The organism is Streptomyces sp. NRRL F-5126 (assembly GCF_000721265.1).
Taxonomy (GTDB): Bacteria; Actinomycetota; Actinomycetes; order Streptomycetales; family Streptomycetaceae; genus Streptomyces.
The window spans coordinates 354,046-373,306 of the sequence record NZ_JOFZ01000001.1 but is presented as its reverse complement, the minus strand read 5'-3'; the positions used below and the strand labels follow the sequence as shown (position 1 = coordinate 373,306).

Below are 19,261 nucleotides of genomic sequence, written 5' to 3'. Positions count from 1 at the left end.
TCTACATCCGGCTCAGGTCCGCCGCGGCGTGCAGCACGTCGGTGACGGCGCCGCGGTCGCCGCCCCGCCCGGCCGCCGCCTCCTCCGGCTCGACGTGCCCGGCCACGAGCCGGCAGAACTCCACGCCGTCGACGGCGACGTGCGCGACGGCGCGGTCCGCCGAACCGAGCGCCGCGGGGGAGTCGAGCGGGACGTACCAGTCGCCGCCGCCCGCGCCCTCCACCTCCAGGTGCAGGGACCTCCCGGGTGCACCGGCCGCGACCAGCTCGGCGGGCGGCCCGGCACGCCCCTGCCTGCGGCGCCTGGCGAGCGCGGCGGGCAGCAGCCTGGCGGCCAGGTCGATCATGGTGCGCAGGTGCGTGCCGCCGGGAGGCGCGTACGGATAGTCGACCGCGTCGGCGATGTCGCTGCCGTGGATCCAGCACTCGAAGGCGCGGTCGACGAGCGCGTCACGCAGCGGCAGGGCGAAGCCGCCGTACGAGACGGACAACCCGGCCACGTCGGTGCCGGCGGAGTCGTCCGCCACGACCCCGGAGTCCCCGGAGTCCCCTGACGCGAAGGAGACGCGCCTGACCAGCGCGTGGTTCTGCTCCCGCCACGGCGCGTGCACGTCGCGCGCGTGCGGTCCTGCCGCCTCGCCCCAGAAGCGCTCGGTGCGCTCGTCCGGGGCGAGCGGCGCGGCGGGGAACAGGGGGTCTTCGAGGCCGAGCGCGACGCCGACGACGCCGTCCACCGCCAGGAGGTGGCCGATGACGCCCGCCACGGTGGTGGAGCGTGCGGCCGGCTTCCCGTCCTCGAACCACCTCAGCCGCACGGGCGCGTGCCAGTCGTCCTCGGCCATGTCGTGCAGCAGCGCGTCGAGCCGCGCGGTCTCCGCGTCGTACGAGGCGGCCCACCCCGGCACTGGGGTGCGGGCCGGCCTGCGGGCGAGGCACTCCGCCAGGACCTGCGAGCGCAGCGCCGGATCGAGGTCGAGGCTCCGATCGGCCTGCAGCAGCCCGACCGCGTCACGCAGCCGCAGCGCCTCATCGGCGCACGCTTCGCACTCGCTCAGATGGGCCTCGACGTAGGCGGTCTCCTCAGCCGAGCACACGGCCAGCGCCCACGCCCCGAGCAGGGACATCAGCACACTGTGCGACGGCCCGGCGGCCGGGCCGCCCGTGCCGCCGCGCCGCGCCGGCGGACTCAGCGACGCGGGCGACGGCCTGGCGGACGCGGGCCCCGACGTCTCCACCGTCCAGGCGGCCCCGCGGCCGCCGCGCGCCTGCCCGGCGGCTGCCTGGCCCACGTCCGCCTGCTCCGTGCCCGTCCGCCCCGCTGAGGCCTCACCTGGCCCGCGCCCGTCGTCTGCCGCTGGGCCGTCGGCGCCGGGCCCGGGGACCCCCGCCGCGGCCCCTCCCGCGTCGTCCCGGGCTCCGGGCGCGGGCCCGGATGCGCGCCACGAGCCCTCGCTGCCCGGGCCGGGGCCCGCGCCCGGGCCGCTCACCGCGTGCCTCCCGCGGGGCCGCCGGCCGAGGACAGGAGCTGGAGCCCCAGGCGCAGCCTGCGGCGCGCCTCGTCCTGCGTGACGTCCAGCTCGCGCGCCGTCTCGCGGTACGTGCGGCGCCTGCGGTACGCCGACTCCAGCGCCTCGCGCAGCGACGACGGCATCGACGTCACGATGAAGTCCGCACGGGCCGCCGTCGCGGCCCCGCGTATCCGCTCCTCGGACGCCCCGCCGTCCTCCCGCAGCCTCCGCACGGCACGCTCGCTCGCCAGCCCCGCCATCCAGCTGCGCAACGTGCCGCGCCCGGGGTCGAACTCCTCCGGGTGCTGCCACACGTGGGCGAAGACCTCGCGCGTCACGCCGTCGGCGGCGCGGTCGTCCTCCAGCACGCGGTGCGCCAGGCGGTGCACCGTCGGCGCGAGCCGGTCGTACAGCTCGCCGAGCGCGGCCTCCTCGCCGCGCACCAGGCGCCGGCGCATGCCGCGGTCCCAGCGGTGCGATGTCCCCGCCGCCATGTCCTCCCCCAGCTCGCTCCGTGCCGCCGCACCTCGAATGTATCCGCCGGTGACCACGGCGCACGCCCCTTTGCGCGAAGTGCGCCCCCTCCCCGGTTCCGCCTCCGCTCATATGTTTCGGACGGGGCGACCGGGGCAGGCCCGGAAGATGGACACCCGATCGGCGGGTGGCGCACAACGGGGGGCGAGGGAGGTTCGGGGCGCGTGAGTCTCAGCGTCGACGAGGCCGCACAGGGTCGCTGGACCGTGCTCCGGATAGCCGGTGAGCTCGATCTCATGACCTCCCCCGAGGTGCGCCGCAGAGTCCACGAGGCCGTCGCCGACGGGCACCGCGAGATCGTCGTCGACCTGTCGGACGTGTACTTCTGCGACTCCAGCGGGGTCGGCGTCCTTATCGCGTCGCGCCGCCTGCTGCACTCGTGCCGCGGCGCGCTCAGGGTCGTGCTGCCCGAGAGCGGCGCCACCGAGGGCTCCCACGTCAACCGCGTGCTCGCGGCGCTCGGGGTGCGACGCCTGTTCGAGGTCTTCCCCGATGCGGAGGCGGCGGCCGACGACGAGGCGCAGCCGCTGTCCGCGTAGGCATCAGGGATATCCCGCGTTCGGAGTAAGCGGGCATCGCGGAGTGCCGCGGCCGTCGTAATCTCCCGGCATGGACAGCGCACAGTACGACCGCGAGATCGCCTCCAGGTTCGCGGCCCTCGACCAGGACCACGACGGCTGCATCGACCGCGAGGAGTTCAGCGGGGCCGCTGCGGCGCTGCTCGCCGAGTTCGGCGTCACGGCCAGGTCGGACAAGGGCCAGGCGCTCTACAGCGGCGCTGAGGCGTTCTGGCAGGGCATGGCCGGCATGGCGGACGTGGACGGCGACGAGCGCGTCAGCCGCGAGGAGTTCCTGACGGGAGCGGTCAAGCGGCTGCGCGACAACCCGCGGCGGTTCGCCGAGATCGCCAGGCCTTTCCTGCACGCCGCGATCGCCGTGGCCGACGAGGACGGCAGGGGCGTCACCCGGGCGGCCCTCGTGCGCGGCCTGCGCGTGCTCGGCGTCACGCCGAAGGCGGCGGGCGAGGTGGCCGCCGCGGTGGACGGCGACGGCGACGGGCGGGTCGGCGAGGACGAACTCCTCAGCGCGTTCGCGGAGTACTACGCGACGCCGGAGCCGTAGGCCGGTCCCGTACGGCGCGACCGCGCCCGTGACCCTGCGTGGCCGATGCGGCCGGACGGTGGTCCCTGGCGGGGACTTTCCCGGCGCCGGGCCGTCACGGGCGGGAGTCGCCCCGGTGCTCCGGTACGCTCCGTGGGGTGCGAGACGGTGCGGGCGCGGGAGCCGGCACAGGCGCCGGCGAGGCGGCTGCTGCCGCCGGCCAGGCGCGCCTCGTCCGCACGTCACCGGGGCCGCGGCGGGCGCCCGTGTTCGATACCACGCTCCGGGCGTCGCACAGTATGCACCACGGGTACTCCTTCGCGCTGGAATATGCCCGAAGCGCTTGTATCAGTGACTGTACGTCAACCATGCTGCCGTACAAGGGAGTCAAGAGAGTCACGGTCCGTCACGCCGACCCTGTAGTGGTGAGGCGGGCAGAGTGCTTGTCGAGGCGCGAGGCGATGTGTCCGCCGGTTCGGATGGTGTGAACGGTGCAGGTGCTTCAGATGCAGTTGGAGATCGGCGCGGACCCGGCGGAGGTCGGCAGGGCCAGACGGTGGGCACGCGCGCGGCTCGCCGGCTCGGGGGCCGACAGTGACGAGCAACTCGCGGACACCCTCGTCCTGATCGTCTCGGAGCTCGTCACCAACGCAGTCGTGCACACCGGTTGCCCCGCGGTGCTGCGCATGCTGTTCGGCCTCGGCGCCGCCGACGCGGGCACGGTACGGGTCGAGGTGGCGGACGCGTGCGCCACGCCGCCGATGCCCCGGTACGCGGAGGGCGAGGACACCGGGGGCCGCGGCCTCGAACTGGTCGAGGGGGTCGCCGACCGGTGGGGCTGGCAGCCGGAGGGCGCGGGCAAGCGCATCTGGTGCGAGGTGGACGGGGCTCCTGCCCTGCGGGCGCTGCCCGACGTGGTCCTCGTGCCTGACGCACGCGGCGCACGCCCCGCGCCGCGGGCGCTGCCGCACCCGGCCTGAGCACGCACCCGGCCTGAGCACGCACCCGGCCTGAGCACGCACCCGGCCTGAGCGCGCACCCGCTCAGGCCGCGCCGCCGCGCGCGCGGAAGGTGCGGCGGTACGCCGTCGGGCCGACGCCCAGCGTCGCCCTGAGGTGCTGGCGCATCGACTGGGGCGTGCCGAACCCGGCCTCCCGCGCGATCCGGTCGACGGACAGGTCCGTCGACTCCAGCAACTGCCGTGCGCGTTCGACGCGCTGGAGCACCAGCCACTGTCCGAGGCTGACACCGACCTCCTCGCGGAAGCGCCGGGTGAACGTCCGTACGGACATGGACTCCCGCTCGGCCATGTCCCGCAGCGTGATGGCTTCGTCGAGGCGGGTCAGCGCCCAGGCGCGGGCGGCGGCCGTGGTGGCCTGCCGCGGCTGGGGCAGCGGACGTTCGATGTACTGCGCCTGGCCGCCGTCGCGGAACGGCGGGACGACGGTGTGGCGGGCGACCTCGTTGGCGACGGCGGCGCCGTGGTCCCGGCGCACGATGTGCAGGCACAGGTCGATCCCCGCGGCGACGCCCGCCGAGGTCAGGACGTCACCGTCGTCGACGAACAGGACGTTCGGATCGACCCTGACGCGCGGGTGCAGGCGCTGGAAGGCGTCGGCGCTGCTCCAGTGGGTGGTCGCGGGGCGGCCGTCGAGCAACCCGGCGGCGGCGAGCACGAAGCTGCCCGTGCAGATCGACACGAACCGCGTGCCGGGACGCACGCGCGCGAGGGCGGCCGCCAGGCCGCCGGTCAGCGTGCCGCGCTCGTAGACGGGGCCGAGCTCGTACGAGGCGGGGACGATCACGGTGTCGGCGCCGTCGAGGACCTCGGGGCCGTGCTCGACGACGATCGCGTAGTCCGCGCTCGTGCGCACGGGTCCCGGGGCGGCGACCGCGCAGGTGGTGACCGTGTACAGCCGCTCGCCCGCGGGCCCGCGCGCACGGTCGAAGATGCGCTGCGGGATGCCCAGCTCGAACGGGATGACACCGTCGAGCGCGAGGACGGCGACGCGGTGCGGAGTGGACATGGCCCGATCATAGCGAACCATGGCCATCGGGCCACTGGCCGCGTGGTGCCGTGGGCCGGATGCTGACTGACGTGAATCCGACAACCCAGAACGAGCACCCGCCGCAGGCGTCCCCGGACGAGACTCACGGGCCCGCCGGGACCGGCGCGTTCCCCGTCAGGCGCACTCGCCCGCACCGCGCGTGGTTCGTGGCGGCGGTCACCTTCGTGACGATCGTGGGTGCCGCCGCCTTCATGTCGCTGCCCGGCCTCCTCATCGACCCCCTGCACGCCGAGTTCGGCTGGTCGCGGGGGACGATCGGCCTCGCCGTCTCCGTCAACCTCGCCCTCTACGGGCTGACCGCGCCGTTCGCGGCCGCGCTGATGGACCGCTTCGGCATCCGGCGGGTGGTCGCGCTGGCCCTCACCGTCATCGCGGTGGGCTCCCTCCTCACGGTGTGGATGCACGCCGTGTGGCAACTGATCCTCTACTGGGGCGTGCTGGTCGGCCTCGGCAGCGGCTCGATGGCGCTGGCGTTCGCGGCGACCGTCACCAACAGGTGGTTCGTGGCACGGCGCGGCCTCGTCACCGGGGTCCTCACGGCGGCGAGCGCGTCGGGCCAACTGGTCTTCCTGCCCGTCGCGTCGTGGCTGGTCACCCACCACGGCTGGCGCCCCGCCGCGGTGACCGTGGGCCTCTCGGCCGCGGCGGTCGTGCCGCTGGTGGTGCTGCTGATGCGGGACCACCCGGCGGACGTCGGGCTCGCGCCGTACGGCGCCCGCGAGTTCGTGGCGAAGCCGCCGCCCGCTACGGGCGCGGCGCGGCGGGCCGTCGGCGTGCTGGCGTCGGCCGCGAGGACCGGTCCCTTCTGGCTGCTCGCCGGTTCGTTCGCGGTGTGCGGGGCCACGACGAACGGCCTGGTCAAGACGGACTTCGTGCCGGCGGCGCACGACCACGGGCTGCCCGTCACGGCGGCCGCGTCGCTGCTGGCGGTGATCGGTGTGTTCGACGTGGTCGGCACGGTGGCGTCCGGCTGGTTCACGGACCGCCTCGACGCGCGGCGGCTGCTGGCGGTCTACTACGCGCTGCGCGGGGTGTCGCTGCTGTTCCTGCCCGTGCTGCTCGGGCCGTCGATCCACCCCACGATGCTGTTCTTCATCGTCTTCTACGGCCTCGACTGGGTCGCGACGGTGCCGCCCACGATCGCGCTGTGCCGCGAGCACTACGGCGAGGACAGCGCGATCGTCTTCGGCTGGGTCCCGGCGGCGCACCAGGTGGGGGCGGCGGTGGTGGCCTGGGCGAGCGGCGTGGCGCGCGACGTCTTCGGAACGTACGACGTGGTCTGGTACGCGGCGGGCGCGCTGTGCGCTGTGGCGGCGCTGATGGCGTTGGTGGTGCGGCGCGCGCCGTCCACCGCGAGGGCCGCGATCCCGGCGGCGGGGTAGTCGGCGGCCGCGCGCGTCCGGCACAACACCCGGTGCCCGAAAAGGCGTTGGGCGGGCAGGAGGCGGTCGGCGGACTGTCCCGATGAACGCACAGGATCCCAAGGCCGATCTCCACTTCTCCCTGCGGCCCGCGCACGACGCCCCTGCTCGCCCTCGTCAAGCACGCGTCAGGTGCGGAGCCGGGGTACCTCGGTGAGACGTTCGGGCGGCCCGCGGAAGGGCCGCTGCCCTGGCTGGGGGCCGGTGCTCGACACCGTCGGCACGGACAAGGGCAACCGCTCCATGGCGCCGCCGGGCGACCGGGCGCGGTGGGAGAGCTACAGGTCGCGGCTGGAGCGCGTCGCCCGGGAGGCAGGGCCGGGCGCGTTGCTCCGGCCGGCGCCGGCCGGCATCCGCCACCTCACCTCGCCGTCCTGCCGCCCCTCGGTGGGCCTGAGTCCGATCGCCGTGGCGACGGCGGCCGAGGCCGGGTGGGACGGGTGGATGTGCGCGATCACGGCCGAGACCGGCTGCCCGGCCAGCCGGCCGGCCAGGCCGCGCGCCGCTTCCGTGGCGATGCCGCGGCCCTGCCACGGCGTGCCCACCACCCACGCGACCTCGGCGACGCGACCGCCCTCCGCCGGGGCGAGTGTCGCCTGGACCGTGCCCACCAGGCAGTCGTCCTCGCGCAGCCGTATCACCCAGTTCCACCAGTCGACGGCCGGATCCGGCGACCCCGCGACCAGCCGTTCGTAGCGCAGGCGCAGCGCCTCCGCACTCAGTGGCGCACCGCCGATGAAGCGGTGCAGCCCGGGGTCGGACAGCGCCGCGGCCATTTCCCCCGCGTGCTCGGCCGCGAGCGGCAGCAGGTCGAGCCTGCGGGTCGTGATGGCCTGCGGCCCGGCAGCGGTCATGTCGCGACGTCCTCCCGGGGCGGGACGGCGGCCCCACGGCACGGTACGCCAACGCGGTCAGCGCTCACGGGCTATCGCGCGCGCGATCTTCGGCGCCGTCCTCGCCAGTTCGCGCAGCATCCCGCTCAGCGGGTTCGTGTAGCCCGTGAAGTACAGCCCCGACGGCGGGCGCCCGACAGGCTTGCCCTCGGGGGTCAGGACACCCAGGTGGCCGAGGAACGGCTCAAGACCCCTGCTGTAGCCCGTCGCCGCGATCACCGCGTCCGGCGTGATCGCCGAGCCGTCCGCCAGTGTCACCTTCCCGCCGTCGAACGACTCGACGGCCGCGACCGGTTCGATGCCGCCCTCCCTGACCGCCTTCACCAGGCCCACGTCCTGCACCGGGATCGCGCCCTCGCGCGCCCGCGTCGCCAGGCCCTTCTCCGGGCGGCCGATGCCCGGGGCGTGCAGCGTCAGGCCGCGCGCCACCCGGTCCACGAGCGCCCTCGGCAGCCGGCGGCACAGGATGCCGCTCGCCTGGGCCGGCCAGCCCAGCGTCGAGCGGCGCAGGATGTGCGGCGGCGTGCGCACCGCGAGCCGCACCCGCGCCGCGCCGCCCTCCGCGAGGTCGACCGCGATCTCGGCGCCGGTGTTGCCGACGCCCACCACCAGCACGTCCATGCCCTCGTACGGCGCCGCGTTGCGGTACTCGCCCGCGTGCCGCAGCTCGCCCGGGTACGAGTCGGCGCCGGGCCACGCCGGCAGCTTCGGCGTGTGGTTGTAACCCGTCGCCACCACCACCGCGCGCGCCGCCAACTCCCGCCCGCCCGTGCCGTGCAGCAGCCAGCCGCCGTCCTCGGCGCGGTCGACGCGCGTCACCTCGACGCCCGTCACGACGTCGAGGCCGTGGAAGCGCGCGTACTTCTCCAGGTAGACGACGACCTTGTCGCGCGCCGCCCACCGCCCGAACGACCTGGGCATCCGCAGCCCTGGCAGGGACGACCAGCGCCGCGTCGTGTGCAGGTGCAGCCGGTCGTAGTGGCCGCGCCAGGAGGCGCCGACCGCGTCCGACTTCTCCAGCACCACCGCCCGCACGCCGTGCTCCCGCAGCGCCGCCGCGACGGCAAGACCGCCGGGGCCCGCACCGATCACGTAGACGGGGAGCTCCTGCTTGCCGCCCGATGCGGCGCCCGATGCGGCGGTTGATGTGGCGGTCGTGTGGTCGGACATGACAAAAAGTTCTCATCCGGGGCCCGCGCGGCAGGTATCGGTCGTGACCTGAATCGGTCTCGAAAGGATCACGTGCGCACAATGGTGCGATGACCTCTCCGTCAAGCTCCGCCGCCCGGCTCCCGCCCGCCGCCACCCTCGGCATCCGCGGCCTCGGGCTCCACCTGCGGCCGTGGCGGCCGGGCGACGCGTCCGCCGTCGTGCGCGGCGTCGCCGACCCGGAATACCGGCGGTGGAACACACCGAAGCTGCTGGTGGAGACCGAGGACGAGGCGCTGGAGTGGGTACGGGCGCGGGCGCGCGACCACGGGAACGGCACCGGCTGCGTGCTCGCGATCACCCGCGACGAGCCCGGCGCGGGCGCGACCGCCGAGGCGATCGGCAGCGTCGGCCTCGGCGTACTCGACCTGTGGATGCGGCACGGCACCATCGGCTACTGGGTCCTGCCCGAGGAACGGGGCCGCGGCGTCGCCCGGCGCGCCCTGGCCGTGTTCACGCGCTGGGCCTTCGACGAGGTCGGGCTGCACCGCCTGTCACTCGGCCACGCCGTCGGCCACGCGGCGTCCTGCCGGGTCGCCGAGCGGTGCGGCTACCGCTACGAGGGGACCATGCGCGGCAACATGTTCGAGGCCGGCGACACGAGCCGCTTCCGCGACGCGCACCTGCACGCGAGGCTTGCCACCGACCCGGAGCCGGAGCTCGAGCCGGGGCCCGTCGGATAGGCACGGGTTCAGGGCCAGAGCAGTTCCCGCCGCCACACCGCGCCGGGGTCGGCCGCGTCCGCCGCGTCCCGTACATAGCGCAGTCGTACGTGCTGCCGGTGCGCGTCGCCCTGGAAGAACTCCACCTCGTCGGGGACGACGACGTGGCCGGCCCACGTCGGGGCCTGCGCCGCCGGGTCGCGCTCGGCGCGCCGCCACGCCGACTCGTACGTGCTCCGCAACTCCTCGATCGAGCCGAGCACTTCGCTCTGCCGCCCGGCGATCGCCGCGGCCAGCGCACCCGTCGGGCGTGCGTGCAGGTCCGCGCTCGTCTCGGCGGGCGGTGCGGGGTGGACCGGGCCTCGCACGCGTACGGCCCGTGCCTGCGCGTGCCAGTAGAAGGCAAGGGCCGCGTAGGGGCGCGCGGCGAGTTGGCTTCCCTTGCGGCTGGTCGTGTGCGTGGCGAAGTGCCAGCCGCGGTCGTCCGCGTCGTGCAGCATCACCGTACGGGCGTCCGGCAGGCCGTCGGCGCCCGCGGTGGCGAGCGTCATGGTGTGGGGCTCGGGCTGCCCGGCGGCCGCGGCCCCGGCGAACCACAGGTGGAACAGCGTGAGCGGGTCTCCCGGCGCCTGTGCCGGGTCGAACGGCGGCAGGCCCGCGTCCCCGGTGTCCCATACCCGCTGCTCGCGCAGCAGCGCACGGAACGCGAAGGGGCTGGGGGATTCAGTGGGGGTCGGGGCGTCGTTCTCGCGCATCGGCATACGCCCCATTCAACGCGCAATTCAGCGGGTCGGTTTCCTGCCCGTCACTCCGAGATGGACGAGAAGGGCGAGACTCACCTTGAGATCCGCCTGTTTCACGCCCCAGCTCTGGAATCCCTTCTGGTGGGAGGCCGCCGCCGAGAGCATCACGACCAGTGAGCCCGCGATCCCCGCAGGTACGACGTCCTTGTCGACCCTGCCCTTCGCCTGGAGTTCCTTCACCGATTCCGTGACGGAGTGGGTGATCGAGTTCAGGATCTTCATGCGGATCTTGGAGAACCGTTTGTCTCCCTCCGCATCACCGAGATCGATCACGCGCAGAATCGCGTCGTGTCTGCGCCAGAAGTCGAGGAATCCATCGACGAGTTCCTCGGCCGACTGCCATCCCGCTCGGCCCGCCCAGGAGCGCCCGGAGACCAGTTCGGTCAATTCCGAGCTCTCCCTGGCCATTTCCTCCGCGAGCTCCAGTACCGCGCCTTCCACGTCAGGGAAGTACTGGTAGAACGTCGCGGGGGAGGTGCCCGCCTTCCGGGCCACGTCGATGACTTTGACGTCCCGGTACGGCGAGGAGCTGAGCATCTCGCTGAGGCAGTCGAGCAGCTTCTGCCGCGTCGCCTGGCCACGTCGACCGGCCACGCGGCCGTCGACCGTTCGTACTTGTCCTGTCATGCCGTCAGCTTACCGACGGCTGATCGGCGCGCGATTTGGCCGACTGCAAATGGGGACATGCGTGGTGTGTGCGGGGCCTATCGGGCGCCTCTTCCAGGAGCACGGTTACGTGGCACATTCCATTAGCGCGAGGCCGTGCGCGCGACCCCTATAGGGACCGGTTTTGCCCCGTGGAACCCGCCTGGGACTGCGGGGGAGCGGTTCACCCATTAGCTTTGCTCTCAGGACAACGGGAGGGCATCGGACTACCGGAAGGTTCGGGACCATGGCCGCGTTCGCCGAGGGCACTCCGTGCTGGCTGGATGTGTCGCTCCCCGACCTCGAAGCGGGCAAGCGGTTCTACGGCGCGCTCTTCGGCTGGACGTTCACGGCGGGCCCCGACCCCGCCGCGTACGCGGAGGCGCTCAGCGAGGGGGAGCGGGTGGCCGGTCTCGTCGCCAAGCGCGACGGGCGGATGCCGACCTCGTGGGGCGTGTACTTCGCGACGCGTGACGTGGCGCGGGCCCGGCAGCGCGTGCTGCGCGCGGGCGGGCTGATGGTGCGGGAGCCGGTCAGGGTGGGACGGCTCGGCATCGTCGCCCTGGCGGCCGACCCGGGCGGCGCGGTCTTCGGCCTCTGGCAGGACGAGCGGGACGACCGCCCCGAACCCGGGCCCGACTCCGCCTCCGGGATCGGCTTCGGCTTCGGGCGGCAGGGCGTGCCCGGCTCGTTCTGCTGGACCGAGGTGTACACCCGCGCTCCCGAGCCCGTCGACGCGTTCTACGAGGACGTGCTCGGCGTCACCGGCAGCGACCTGCCGCGGCTGCCGGGCGAGGAGGTCCCGTTCCGTGTGTGGTCCGTCGGCGGCGGTGAGCCCGGCGAGGACAGGGAGGTGGGCGGGCGCAGCGTGATCACGGAGGCGTTCCCCGCCGTCCTGCCCGGCCACTTCCTGAACTACTTCGCGGTACGGGACTGCGACGCGACGGCGGCGGCCGTGGTGCGCCTCGGCGGCCGGGTCCGTGAGGCGCCCTTCGACATCCCGTCCGGGCGGATGGCGGCCCTGACGGACGACCAGGGCGCGGACTTCGCGGTGCTGGCGGAGCGGCCCGCGGGCGTCGCGGCCGCGGGGGCCGCGGCGTCGCTCCCGGCGGAGCCGGACGCGACACCGCGCCACGAGACGGCGGACGCCCTTCCGGCGCACGAGCCCGCGGCCGAGGCGGCCCCCGAGCCGGGCCAGGGCCCGGCGAAGCCGGCGCCCGAGCCGAAGCCGGACGAGGAACCTCGCGACGCCCCCTGAGCCGCAGGGGCCGCACCGAGCGACACCCGAACGGGTACGAGGCACGCCCGAGGCGCCGTCGGGGCCCACCCGCGAACCGGCGCAGTGCCCGCGCCACACCTGCCCGGGGCCTCGCCCCGGTTCGGGCCGAGCAGCTGCGGGCCGTCCGGCCTGCACCGACCACCGCCCGGAACCCGCACCGCCTGTGCCGCCCCTGCCCTCGGGGGCAGCGGCCCGCCTGCGCCGAACGGCTTCGGACCGGTGCCCGGCCCGGCCCGTGCCGTGCCGTGCCGATGCTCAAGCCGCGAACCTGCGCCGTGCCGGGCCCTGAACCCCGACGGGCCGGGGCCGTGCCGGGCCGGCACGGGGACACGCCCGCGGAGCACGCGGCGCTCCCTCCGCCGGACACGGCGGCCCGGCGGCCACGCGGCACCCTGCCCGGGGCAGGGTAAGGGGCGGGCGCCGCCCGCGGGCGCGTACCTTGCGACACGCGCCCCGATACGCACCCCGGTTCGCAACGCGGCCCCCGGACAGGAACAATCGGGGGCGACGAGGCCGTACCTTTGTGGCCCGTACGGGGAGGTGGCACTCACAGTGGAGCAGCTGACACAGCACGATCCGAGGCGCATCGGCCCATTCGAGGTACTGCGCAGGCTCGGGGCCGGCGGCATGGGCCTCGTCTATCTCGCGCGGTCGGCGTCGGGGCGCCGTGTCGCGATCAAGACCGTGCGGACCGAGCTCGCCGAGGACCAGCTGTTCCGCGTCCGCTTCACGCGCGAGGTGGAGGCGGCCCGTGCCGTCAGCGGGTTCTACACCGCGGCCGTCGTGGACGCCGACCCCAGGGCCGCCGTGCCGTGGCTCGCCACCGCGTACGTGCCGGCGCCGTCCCTGGAGGAGATAGTCGGCGAGTGCGGGCCGATGCCCGTCCAGGCGGTGCGCTGGCTGGCCGCCGGCATCGCCGAGGCCCTCCAGTCGATCCATGCGGCGCACCTCGTGCACCGGGACCTGAAGCCGTCCAACGTGCTGGTCGTCGAGGACGGCCCGCGCGTCATCGACTTCGGCATCGCGTCCGGCGTCTCCAACACGCGGCTGACCATGACGAACGTGGCTGTCGGCACCCCCGCCTACATGTCGCCCGAGCAGGCACGCGACTCGCGCAGCGTGACCGGTGCCAGCGATGTCTTCTCGCTCGGCTCGACCCTCGTCTTCGCGGCGACCGGGCACGCGCCCTTCCACGGCGCGAACCCCGTCGAGACCGTTTTCATGCTGCTGCGCGAGGGCCCCGACCTGACGGGGCTGCCGGACGAGCTGCGGCCGCTGATCGAGGCGTGCATGGCGATGTCGGCCGAGGCCCGGCCGACGCCCGCCGACCTCCAGGCGCAGCTCGCGCCCTACCTGTTCGCGGTCGACGGCGACGACAGCGGTACGGTCTCGGCCTGGCTGCCCGACTCGGCCGTCGAGATGATCGCGCGGCGCGCGAACGAGGGCCACAAGCCGGGGCCGGTCTCGGCGCCGCCCCGGCCCTCGCACCCGCCCCACCAGCAGCCGGCCGCGCCCGTACACGGCGGCTCAGGCCCCCTGCCGCAGGACCGGCCGCAACCCGGCCGGCGGCACCGGCTCCCGCCTCAGGCGCAGGCGGGGGCGGGGGCGGGGGCGCAGGCCCAGGTCCAGGCCCCACCGCAGCGCGAGGAGCAGTACCTGCTGTCGGCGCCCCAGCCGGGGGCGCAGCCGCAGCCCGCGCAGCCGCCGTCGCAGGCGTTCTCGTCGTTGCCGCCGGCAGCCCCGTCGGCCGCCCCGCCGCAGGCGGTGCCCGACGGCGGCCCCGTGCACCTCGGCGCCTCGCCCGTACCGATCGGCCCAGGACCACTCGCGTCGGCGCACCACCCGGCCGCGCCGGACGCGGGCGCGGCCACCGGCTGGGTCGTGCCGCCGCCCGCGGGCCCCGGACAGCAGCCGCCCGCGCCGCGGGCCGCCGCCGTGGCCGCCCCGGCGGCTCCGCAGGCCGCGGACGGCGCCCGTCCGCACTGGCGGCCGTGGCGGTTCCGGATGTCGAACGACGTGTGGGGCACCCCGGTCGTCGACGGCGACCTGCTGTACGTCACGTCCTTCGAGGTCCACGCGCTCGACGTGGGCACGGGCCGCCGCCAGTTCAAGACGCGCGACGTCGCCTGGGCCATGGCCGTGTCGGGCGGCCGCATCCACGCCTCCGACGGGCCCACGCTGTACGCGCTCGACGCGCGGCACGGCGCCGAGCTGTGGCGGCTGCGCACCGACGACTGGGTCTACGCGCTCAAGGCCGACCGCGGCACCGTCGTCACCGCCACGCGCGGCGGCGGCGTCCAGGCGTGGGAGGCGGCGAACGGCGAGAAGCTGTGGGAGATCACCGGCGCGCAGAGCGAGTTCGAGACGCCCGAGGCGGGCCCCGTGATCCACGACGGCACGGTGTACGTGTGGAAGGACGCCAGGCTGCTGGCGCTCGACGCGCGCAGCGGCACCGAGCGCTGGTCGTACCCGGTCGGTGACGGCGCCTCGTGCGGAGGAGTGCCGGTGCGGCTGCTGCCTGGCGCCGACGGCAGGCTGTACGTGGCGGCCGGCACGCGCGTGCTGTCCGTCGACATGGCCGGCGGCCGGGTGAACTGGCACTTCGAGGCGCCCGCCGTCTTCCTCTCGGCGCCCGCGTTCGCCCCGGGACCGGCCGTCACAGGAGGCGGGGTGTACCTCGCGGACTACCTGGGCACGGTGTACGCGCTCGACGCGGCCACGGGCAAGGACCGCTGGCGCATCGCCACCGAGTCCAGGGCGTCCGTGGAGCCGGTGCTCGTCGCGGACGGCAACGTGCACGTGGGCAGCGGCAGCGCGGTCTACACGCTCGACGCGGTGACGGGCACGCCGAAGTGGCGGTTCGCCGCGGGCGGCGAGATCATCGGCGCGCCCGCGGTCGCGGAGGGCAGGCTGCACTTCGGCTCCGCCGACACGGTGCTGTACACGCTCGACGCGAGCGAGGGCCAACTGCGCTGGAAGCTCGCCACGGGTGGCGAGATCACCGGCTCGCCCGTGGTGGAGCGCGGCGTGGTCTACGCATGCAGCAAGGACCGGTGCGTGTACGCCCTCGACGCGGCGAAGGGCACGGCGACGGGACGCACCGCGCAGAGCCGCTGAGCCCCGTTGGCCAGCGGTCGCCGGCCCCGCGGCCCGGACCGCGCCAGTGGCGGCGCCGTCCCCAAGGCCCTCGCGGCAAGCGCGGGCAGCGGTCCAGCGGGGTGGAAGCGGGTTGGACGGGGCGGCCCGTCGGGATGAGCGCGGCCGGGCGAGCGCCCGCACACGGCGACCGTACGATCAGCGCGGGTAGGGGCCCTGCCCCGGGTCCGTCCTGGTGTCGGGGCCGTCGTCGTACCAGCCGTGCGGCTCCTGGTAGCCGCCACCCCCGTCCCCGTACGCGTCGTCGGGCCCCTGCGGGTACGGGCCCGGCTCGTAACGCCTGCGCCGCCCGCTCATCACGACGGCCGCGAGGAGCAGCGCGATGCCGCCGCCCAGGCTGTACGCGACGCCCTGGCCGAGGCCCGAGCCGCTGCCGTCGACGACGAGGCTGCCCGCGGCCTGGCCCTGACGGACCATCCACAGCACCGTGAAGCCGATGGTGACGAGCCCGGCGAACGCCACGAGCGCGCGCGAACGGAAGGCCAGGCCGATGAGGGTGATCAGGGCGGCGAACGCGAAGGGCGCGACCAGCGACTCCCACACGCCCGTTCCGGCGCTCGTCACGCCCCGTGCCTCGAAAAGCTCGGCCACCCGGTAGTCGCGGCCGTCCCGCCCGTCGTACCAGGAGAGGAAGGGGCCGAGCACGGCCGCCGCCGCCCCCGCGAGGGCGAGGATCCCGCCGATGACGTTGCGTACCACCGTCGGCCTCCTTCAGGGGGTTGGGCCCGTGGTCGACGCTACGCCGTGCGGTGGCGAACCGCCACGGCGTGCACGGCGTCCTTGCCAGGGCGCCCGAAGCCTCGTTGACAGGTACTGGGAAACTATGTGATCACACGAGGAACGGGGAAGAACCACTCATGCTCAAGCAGCGCCTGAAGGTCATCGCGGTGGCGGGTTTCGTCGTGGTGGCACTGACCGGGTTCTCCCGGCACGGCCATTCACACTCATCCGGCGGCGGAGGCGGCTGCTCGGGCCCCTCGCACACGAGCTCCGGTTCCACCTCGGGCGGGAGCGGCTCGTACGACTCGGACGATGATTCGTACGGCTCCACCGACGATTCCTACGGCTCCGCCGACGACAGCGGCGGCCTGCCCGCGTCGACGCCCGGGACGCGCTACGGCTACACCGACCGCCCCACGCATTACTCCGACAGCACGCCGTCGGACGGCGGCGACCCGACCGTTTCGGCCACGGCGAAGACCGTCAGCTGCGCGCACCCGGCCTCGGGCGGCCGTAAGGCGGTGACGTCCTCGAAGGTCGAGGTCACGGCCGCCAGGGGGCACGGCGGCGCGGCCCGCGTCTACGTCGACGTCCGCTTCGCGGACGCGGGAGGTAGCACGGTGGACAGAGGCAAGGCGTCGGTCACCCTGAAGCCCGGGCAGACGAAGACGGTCACGGTCGACATGAGCGCCCCGTCAGAGGTCTCCCGCGTCGCCTCGTGCGAGGCGTCGGTCGTGTAGTCCCGTGCGCCCCCGCGTCCCCCGTGCCACGACGGCCGAGACCGCGAATGCGAGCGGGCCCGCCATGAACGCGGCGAACGCGGGGATCAGCGCCACCAGCACGACGCAGAACGCGCAGCCGGTCACGACGAGCACGAGCGCCGAGGGCGCGGTGCGCGTCAGATCCGCCGCCCGGCGCACCGCGGCACCCCAGGACGCGGGCGCCCCGCCGGGCGTCCCCCCGTGGGACGCCCGGCGGTCCGCCACCGCGTCCTCGGCCCGGCAGGCGGCGGTCAGCAGCACGAAGCCGGCAGCCGCCGCGCCCAGCAGGGCCAGCGCCACCGCCTCCACCTGATAGCCCGGCATCCGCGAGCGCACCACCACGTGCACCTCGAACCAGGCCGCGGCGAGCGGCACGAGCACCGCGCACTCCGCCACGAACCCCGCCGCCAGGTTCCGTCCGACCGCGCGCGTGAAGGTGCGCAGCAGTGCCGGCTCCCGTTTCGCGTGCCACGACGCGAAGATCTCGGCGCCCGCGCACCAGGCCGCGCCCGCGGTCACCAGCGGCAGCGAGAACACCGCGAACAGGACGCCCACAGCCATGGTCTCGGCCGCCGTGCGCACCTGCTCGCCGCGCTCCGGGCTCAGCGCGAAGCGGGACGGGCGTGCCGGGCGTGAGCGCTGCGTGTGGATCTGAGTCATCGACGTATCCGTCCTCTCAGCCCTTCAGGCCGCTCGACGTGGCCCCGTCCACCAGCAGCCGCTGGAAGGCGAGGAAGAAGAGGAACACCGGCAGCAGGGCCAGCACGGACATCGCCATCATCGGCCCGTACGAGGTCATGCCCGTCTGGTCGACGAACAGCGAGAGGCCGATCGGGACGGTGAACTTGCTCTTGTCGTTGAGGTACACCAGCTGCGTGAAGAAGTCGTTCCACGTCCAGATGAAACTGAAGATCGAGCTGGTGATCAGCGCCGGGCGGGTGAGCGGCAGCAGTACCCAGAGGAACGTGCGGTACGGGCCGCAGCCGTCGATCCGCGCGGCCTCGTCGATCTCGCGCGGCACACCGCGCATGAACTGCACCATCAGGAAGATGAAGAACGCCTCGGTGGCGAGGAACTTCGGCGCCACCAGCGGCAGATCGGTGTTGATCCAGCCGAACGTCTTGAAGATCGCGTACTGCGGCACGATGAGCACGTGGTACGGCAGCAGGATCGTGGCCACCATCCCCGCGAACATCACCGACCTGCCGCGGAACGTCAGGCGGCTGAAGGCGTAGGCCGCCAGCGAGCAGGAGAACAGCGTGCCGACGACGGCGAGCACGGAGATCACGAGGGAGTTGACGAAGAACCTGCCGAAGGTGACGCCCGGGTTCGCGCTCCACCCGCTGGTGAAGTCGTGCAGCGTCCAGTGCAGCGGCCAGGGGCTGTTGGACGTGACGATCTCCGTCGCCGGCTTGAACGACGTGCCGAGCATCCAGACGACCGGGTAGATCACGATCAGCACGACGACGATCACCACGACGTGCCACAGCAGCGACCTGGTGCGCTTGGTGGTGCGGCTCAACGGTTGTCTCCGTCCCCGTAGAAGACCCAGACCCTGGAGACGCGGAACATCAGGGCCGTCAGGATCGCGACGGCGGCCAGCAGGACCCACGCCATGGCGGACGCGTATCCGAACCGGAAGTCGGTGAAGCCCCGCTGGTAGAGGTACAGCGTGTAGAAGAGCGTCGAGTCGGCGGGCCCGCCAGTGCCGTTGCTGATGATGAAGGAGGGCGTGAACGCCTGGAAGGAGTTGATGGTCTCCAGCAGCACGTTGAAGAAGATGACGGGCGACAGCAGCGGCAGTGTGATGTGCCGGAAGCGGCCCCACTTGCCGGCGCCGTCGACGTCCACCGCGTCGTACAGCTCGGTCGGTATCTGCTTGAGCCCCGCGAGGAAGATGACCATCGGCGCACCGAACTGCCAGCAGGCGAGCAGGATGATGGCGGGCAGCGCCCAGGTCGTGCTGTTGATGAAGTCGGTCTTCGGCAGGCCGATCGCCCCGAACCCGTCGCTGACCGCGCCGCCCTGCGCGAACAGTGAGCGCCACACCAGCGCCACGGCGACGCTGGTGCCCAGCAGGGACGGCAGGTAGAACAGCGAGCGGTACACACCGATGCCGCGCCGCCTGCGGTTGAGCAGCAGCGCGACGCCCAGCGCGAGCGCCAGTTTCACCGGCACGGACACCACGACGTAGACGAGGGTGACGCGCGCCGCGTGGAAGAAGCGCGGGTCGGAGGTGAACATCTCACGGAAGTTGGCGAGGCCGACCCAGTGCGGTGACTGCAGCAGGCTGTAGTCCGTGAAGGACAGGTACAGCGAGTACAGCAGGGGCCCGACGGTGAAGACGGCGAGCCCGGCGAACCACGGCAGCAGGAAGACGTAGCCGGCCGTGCGGTCGGCGAACCCCCTCCTGTTCTTCGCCCGCCCCGGCGCCCGCCCGGCGGTAGGCGGCCGGGGCGGGCGCATGTCGAGCTTGGCCGTCGAACTCAACGGCTTCCTCC

At 74.1% G+C, this 19,261-nt stretch carries 19 protein-coding genes; 8 read left to right on the top strand and 11 right to left on the bottom strand.

Features of this window, described 5'->3' with window-relative positions:
- Nucleotide 1 precedes the first annotated feature (1 nt).
- Both IH48_RS36505 and IH48_RS36780 read right to left on the bottom strand, forming a co-directional pair.
- Entirely contained in the window at nt 2–1,486 is a 1,485-nt protein-coding gene (locus IH48_RS36505) for a zf-HC2 domain-containing protein (RefSeq protein ID WP_234434086.1), read from the bottom strand.
- Nucleotides 1,483–2,001 (bottom strand): sigma factor, encoded by a 519-nt coding sequence (locus IH48_RS36780; RefSeq protein WP_030898089.1) that lies wholly within the window; start codon nt 1,999–2,001, stop codon nt 1,483–1,485. The genes IH48_RS36505 and IH48_RS36780 overlap by 4 nt, the downstream gene beginning before the upstream one ends.
- 204 nt (nt 2,002–2,205) lie before the next feature.
- Between IH48_RS36780 and IH48_RS0101700 the strand changes: the two genes are divergently transcribed.
- The 3 genes from IH48_RS0101700 to IH48_RS0101690 all read left to right on the top strand — a co-directional run bounded on the left by IH48_RS0101700 (nt 2,206) and on the right by IH48_RS0101690 (nt 4,122).
- On the top strand, nt 2,206–2,580 hold the full coding sequence (locus IH48_RS0101700) for an STAS domain-containing protein (protein WP_030898088.1): 375 nt from the start codon (nt 2,206–2,208) through the stop codon (nt 2,578–2,580).
- 70 nt (nt 2,581–2,650) lie between these two features.
- Nucleotides 2,651–3,163, top strand: a complete 513-nt coding sequence (locus tag IH48_RS0101695; RefSeq protein WP_030898085.1) for an EF-hand domain-containing protein — start codon at nt 2,651–2,653, stop codon at nt 3,161–3,163.
- A gap of 470 nt (nt 3,164–3,633) precedes the next feature.
- Nucleotides 3,634–4,122, top strand: coding sequence for an ATP-binding protein (locus tag IH48_RS0101690; RefSeq protein ID WP_199809868.1), 489 nt, complete (start codon nt 3,634–3,636; stop codon nt 4,120–4,122).
- Nucleotides 4,123–4,185: 63 nt separating this feature from the next.
- Here IH48_RS0101690 and IH48_RS0101685 read toward each other — a convergent pair whose 3' ends face one another.
- On the bottom strand, nt 4,186–5,169 hold the full coding sequence (locus IH48_RS0101685; protein ID WP_030898080.1) for a GlxA family transcriptional regulator: 984 nt from the start codon (nt 5,167–5,169) through the stop codon (nt 4,186–4,188).
- A gap of 59 nt (nt 5,170–5,228) precedes the next feature.
- Between IH48_RS0101685 and IH48_RS0101680 the strand changes: the two genes are divergently transcribed.
- Nucleotides 5,229–6,593, top strand: coding sequence for an MFS transporter (locus IH48_RS0101680; RefSeq protein ID WP_037840918.1), 1,365 nt, complete (start codon nt 5,229–5,231; stop codon nt 6,591–6,593).
- A gap of 317 nt (nt 6,594–6,910) precedes the next feature.
- Here IH48_RS0101680 and IH48_RS0101675 read toward each other — a convergent pair whose 3' ends face one another.
- Complete coding sequence (locus IH48_RS0101675; RefSeq protein WP_078849391.1) at nt 6,911–7,486, bottom strand: GNAT family N-acetyltransferase; 576 nt, start codon at nt 7,484–7,486, stop codon at nt 6,911–6,913.
- A gap of 57 nt (nt 7,487–7,543) precedes the next feature.
- A complete protein-coding gene (locus IH48_RS0101670; protein ID WP_030898070.1) occupies nt 7,544–8,695 on the bottom strand; it encodes a flavin-containing monooxygenase in 1,152 nt (383 codons plus the stop codon).
- A gap of 89 nt (nt 8,696–8,784) precedes the next feature.
- Between IH48_RS0101670 and IH48_RS0101665 the strand changes: the two genes are divergently transcribed.
- Nucleotides 8,785–9,417, top strand: a complete 633-nt coding sequence (locus tag IH48_RS0101665) for a GNAT family N-acetyltransferase (protein ID WP_037840754.1) — start codon at nt 8,785–8,787, stop codon at nt 9,415–9,417.
- Between the two features lie 8 nt (nt 9,418–9,425).
- On the opposite strand, the gene IH48_RS0101660 is transcribed toward IH48_RS0101665, so the two are convergent.
- Both IH48_RS0101660 and IH48_RS0101655 read right to left on the bottom strand, forming a co-directional pair.
- Nucleotides 9,426–10,151, bottom strand: a complete 726-nt coding sequence (locus tag IH48_RS0101660; RefSeq protein ID WP_030898064.1) for a pyridoxine/pyridoxamine 5'-phosphate oxidase — start codon at nt 10,149–10,151, stop codon at nt 9,426–9,428.
- A 27-nt stretch (nt 10,152–10,178) separates the two neighbouring features.
- Nucleotides 10,179–10,826 (bottom strand): TetR family transcriptional regulator, encoded by a 648-nt coding sequence (locus IH48_RS0101655; RefSeq protein WP_030898061.1) that lies wholly within the window; start codon nt 10,824–10,826, stop codon nt 10,179–10,181.
- 265 nt (nt 10,827–11,091) lie between these two features.
- Between IH48_RS0101655 and IH48_RS0101650 the strand changes: the two genes are divergently transcribed.
- On the top strand, nt 11,092–12,102 hold the full coding sequence (locus tag IH48_RS0101650; RefSeq protein ID WP_078849390.1) for a VOC family protein: 1,011 nt from the start codon (nt 11,092–11,094) through the stop codon (nt 12,100–12,102).
- Between the two features lie 573 nt (nt 12,103–12,675).
- On the top strand, nt 12,676–15,240 hold the full coding sequence (locus IH48_RS0101645; RefSeq protein WP_030898055.1) for a PQQ-binding-like beta-propeller repeat protein: 2,565 nt from the start codon (nt 12,676–12,678) through the stop codon (nt 15,238–15,240).
- A 177-nt stretch (nt 15,241–15,417) separates the two neighbouring features.
- Here the strand turns inward: IH48_RS0101645 and IH48_RS0101640 are convergent, their stop codons facing one another.
- On the bottom strand, nt 15,418–15,978 hold the full coding sequence (locus tag IH48_RS0101640) for a hypothetical protein (protein WP_030898052.1): 561 nt from the start codon (nt 15,976–15,978) through the stop codon (nt 15,418–15,420).
- 158 nt (nt 15,979–16,136) lie between these two features.
- On the opposite strand from IH48_RS0101640, the gene IH48_RS34205 reads away from it, so the two are divergent.
- Complete coding sequence (locus IH48_RS34205) at nt 16,137–16,739, top strand: hypothetical protein (protein WP_051838966.1); 603 nt, start codon at nt 16,137–16,139, stop codon at nt 16,737–16,739.
- Here the strand turns inward: IH48_RS34205 and IH48_RS0101630 are convergent.
- The 3 genes from IH48_RS0101630 to IH48_RS0101620 are packed head-to-tail and all read right to left on the bottom strand — an operon-like array spanning nt 16,695 to nt 19,226.
- Entirely contained in the window at nt 16,695–17,420 is a 726-nt protein-coding gene (locus tag IH48_RS0101630; RefSeq protein ID WP_030898045.1) for a hypothetical protein, read from the bottom strand. The genes IH48_RS34205 and IH48_RS0101630 overlap by 45 nt on opposite strands.
- Nucleotides 17,421–17,436: 16 nt before the next feature.
- A complete protein-coding gene (locus IH48_RS0101625) occupies nt 17,437–18,282 on the bottom strand; it encodes a carbohydrate ABC transporter permease (RefSeq protein ID WP_037840752.1) in 846 nt (281 codons plus the stop codon).
- A complete protein-coding gene (locus IH48_RS0101620; RefSeq protein ID WP_030898027.1) occupies nt 18,279–19,226 on the bottom strand; it encodes a carbohydrate ABC transporter permease in 948 nt (315 codons plus the stop codon). The genes IH48_RS0101625 and IH48_RS0101620 overlap by 4 nt, the downstream gene beginning before the upstream one ends.
- Between the last annotated feature and the right edge of the window lie 35 nt (nt 19,227–19,261).

Excerpts from the sequence above, each read along its gene's own strand:
- IH48_RS0101620 (WP_030898027.1), bottom strand. The coding sequence starts at position 19,226 with ATGCGCCCGCCCCGGCCGCCTACCGCCGGGCGGGCGCCGGGGCGGGCG.
- IH48_RS0101695 (WP_030898085.1), top strand. The coding sequence starts at position 2,651 with ATGGACAGCGCACAGTACGACCGCGAGATCGCCTCCAGGTTCGCGGCC.
- IH48_RS0101685 (WP_030898080.1), bottom strand. The coding sequence starts at position 5,169 with ATGTCCACTCCGCACCGCGTCGCCGTCCTCGCGCTCGACGGTGTCATC.
- IH48_RS0101655 (WP_030898061.1), bottom strand. The coding sequence starts at position 10,826 with ATGACAGGACAAGTACGAACGGTCGACGGCCGCGTGGCCGGTCGACGT.
- IH48_RS36780 (WP_030898089.1), bottom strand. The coding sequence starts at position 2,001 with ATGGCGGCGGGGACATCGCACCGCTGGGACCGCGGCATGCGCCGGCGC.
- IH48_RS0101680 (WP_037840918.1), top strand. The coding sequence starts at position 5,229 with ATGCTGACTGACGTGAATCCGACAACCCAGAACGAGCACCCGCCGCAG.
- IH48_RS0101675 (WP_078849391.1), bottom strand. The coding sequence starts at position 7,486 with ATGACCGCTGCCGGGCCGCAGGCCATCACGACCCGCAGGCTCGACCTG.
- IH48_RS0101630 (WP_030898045.1), bottom strand. The coding sequence starts at position 17,420 with ATGACTCAGATCCACACGCAGCGCTCACGCCCGGCACGCCCGTCCCGC.
- IH48_RS34205 (WP_051838966.1), top strand. The coding sequence starts at position 16,137 with ATGCTCAAGCAGCGCCTGAAGGTCATCGCGGTGGCGGGTTTCGTCGTG.
- IH48_RS0101660 (WP_030898064.1), bottom strand. The coding sequence starts at position 10,151 with ATGCGCGAGAACGACGCCCCGACCCCCACTGAATCCCCCAGCCCCTTC.
- IH48_RS0101650 (WP_078849390.1), top strand. The coding sequence starts at position 11,092 with ATGGCCGCGTTCGCCGAGGGCACTCCGTGCTGGCTGGATGTGTCGCTC.
- IH48_RS0101665 (WP_037840754.1), top strand. The coding sequence starts at position 8,785 with ATGACCTCTCCGTCAAGCTCCGCCGCCCGGCTCCCGCCCGCCGCCACC.
- IH48_RS0101670 (WP_030898070.1), bottom strand. The coding sequence starts at position 8,695 with ATGTCCGACCACACGACCGCCACATCAACCGCCGCATCGGGCGCCGCA.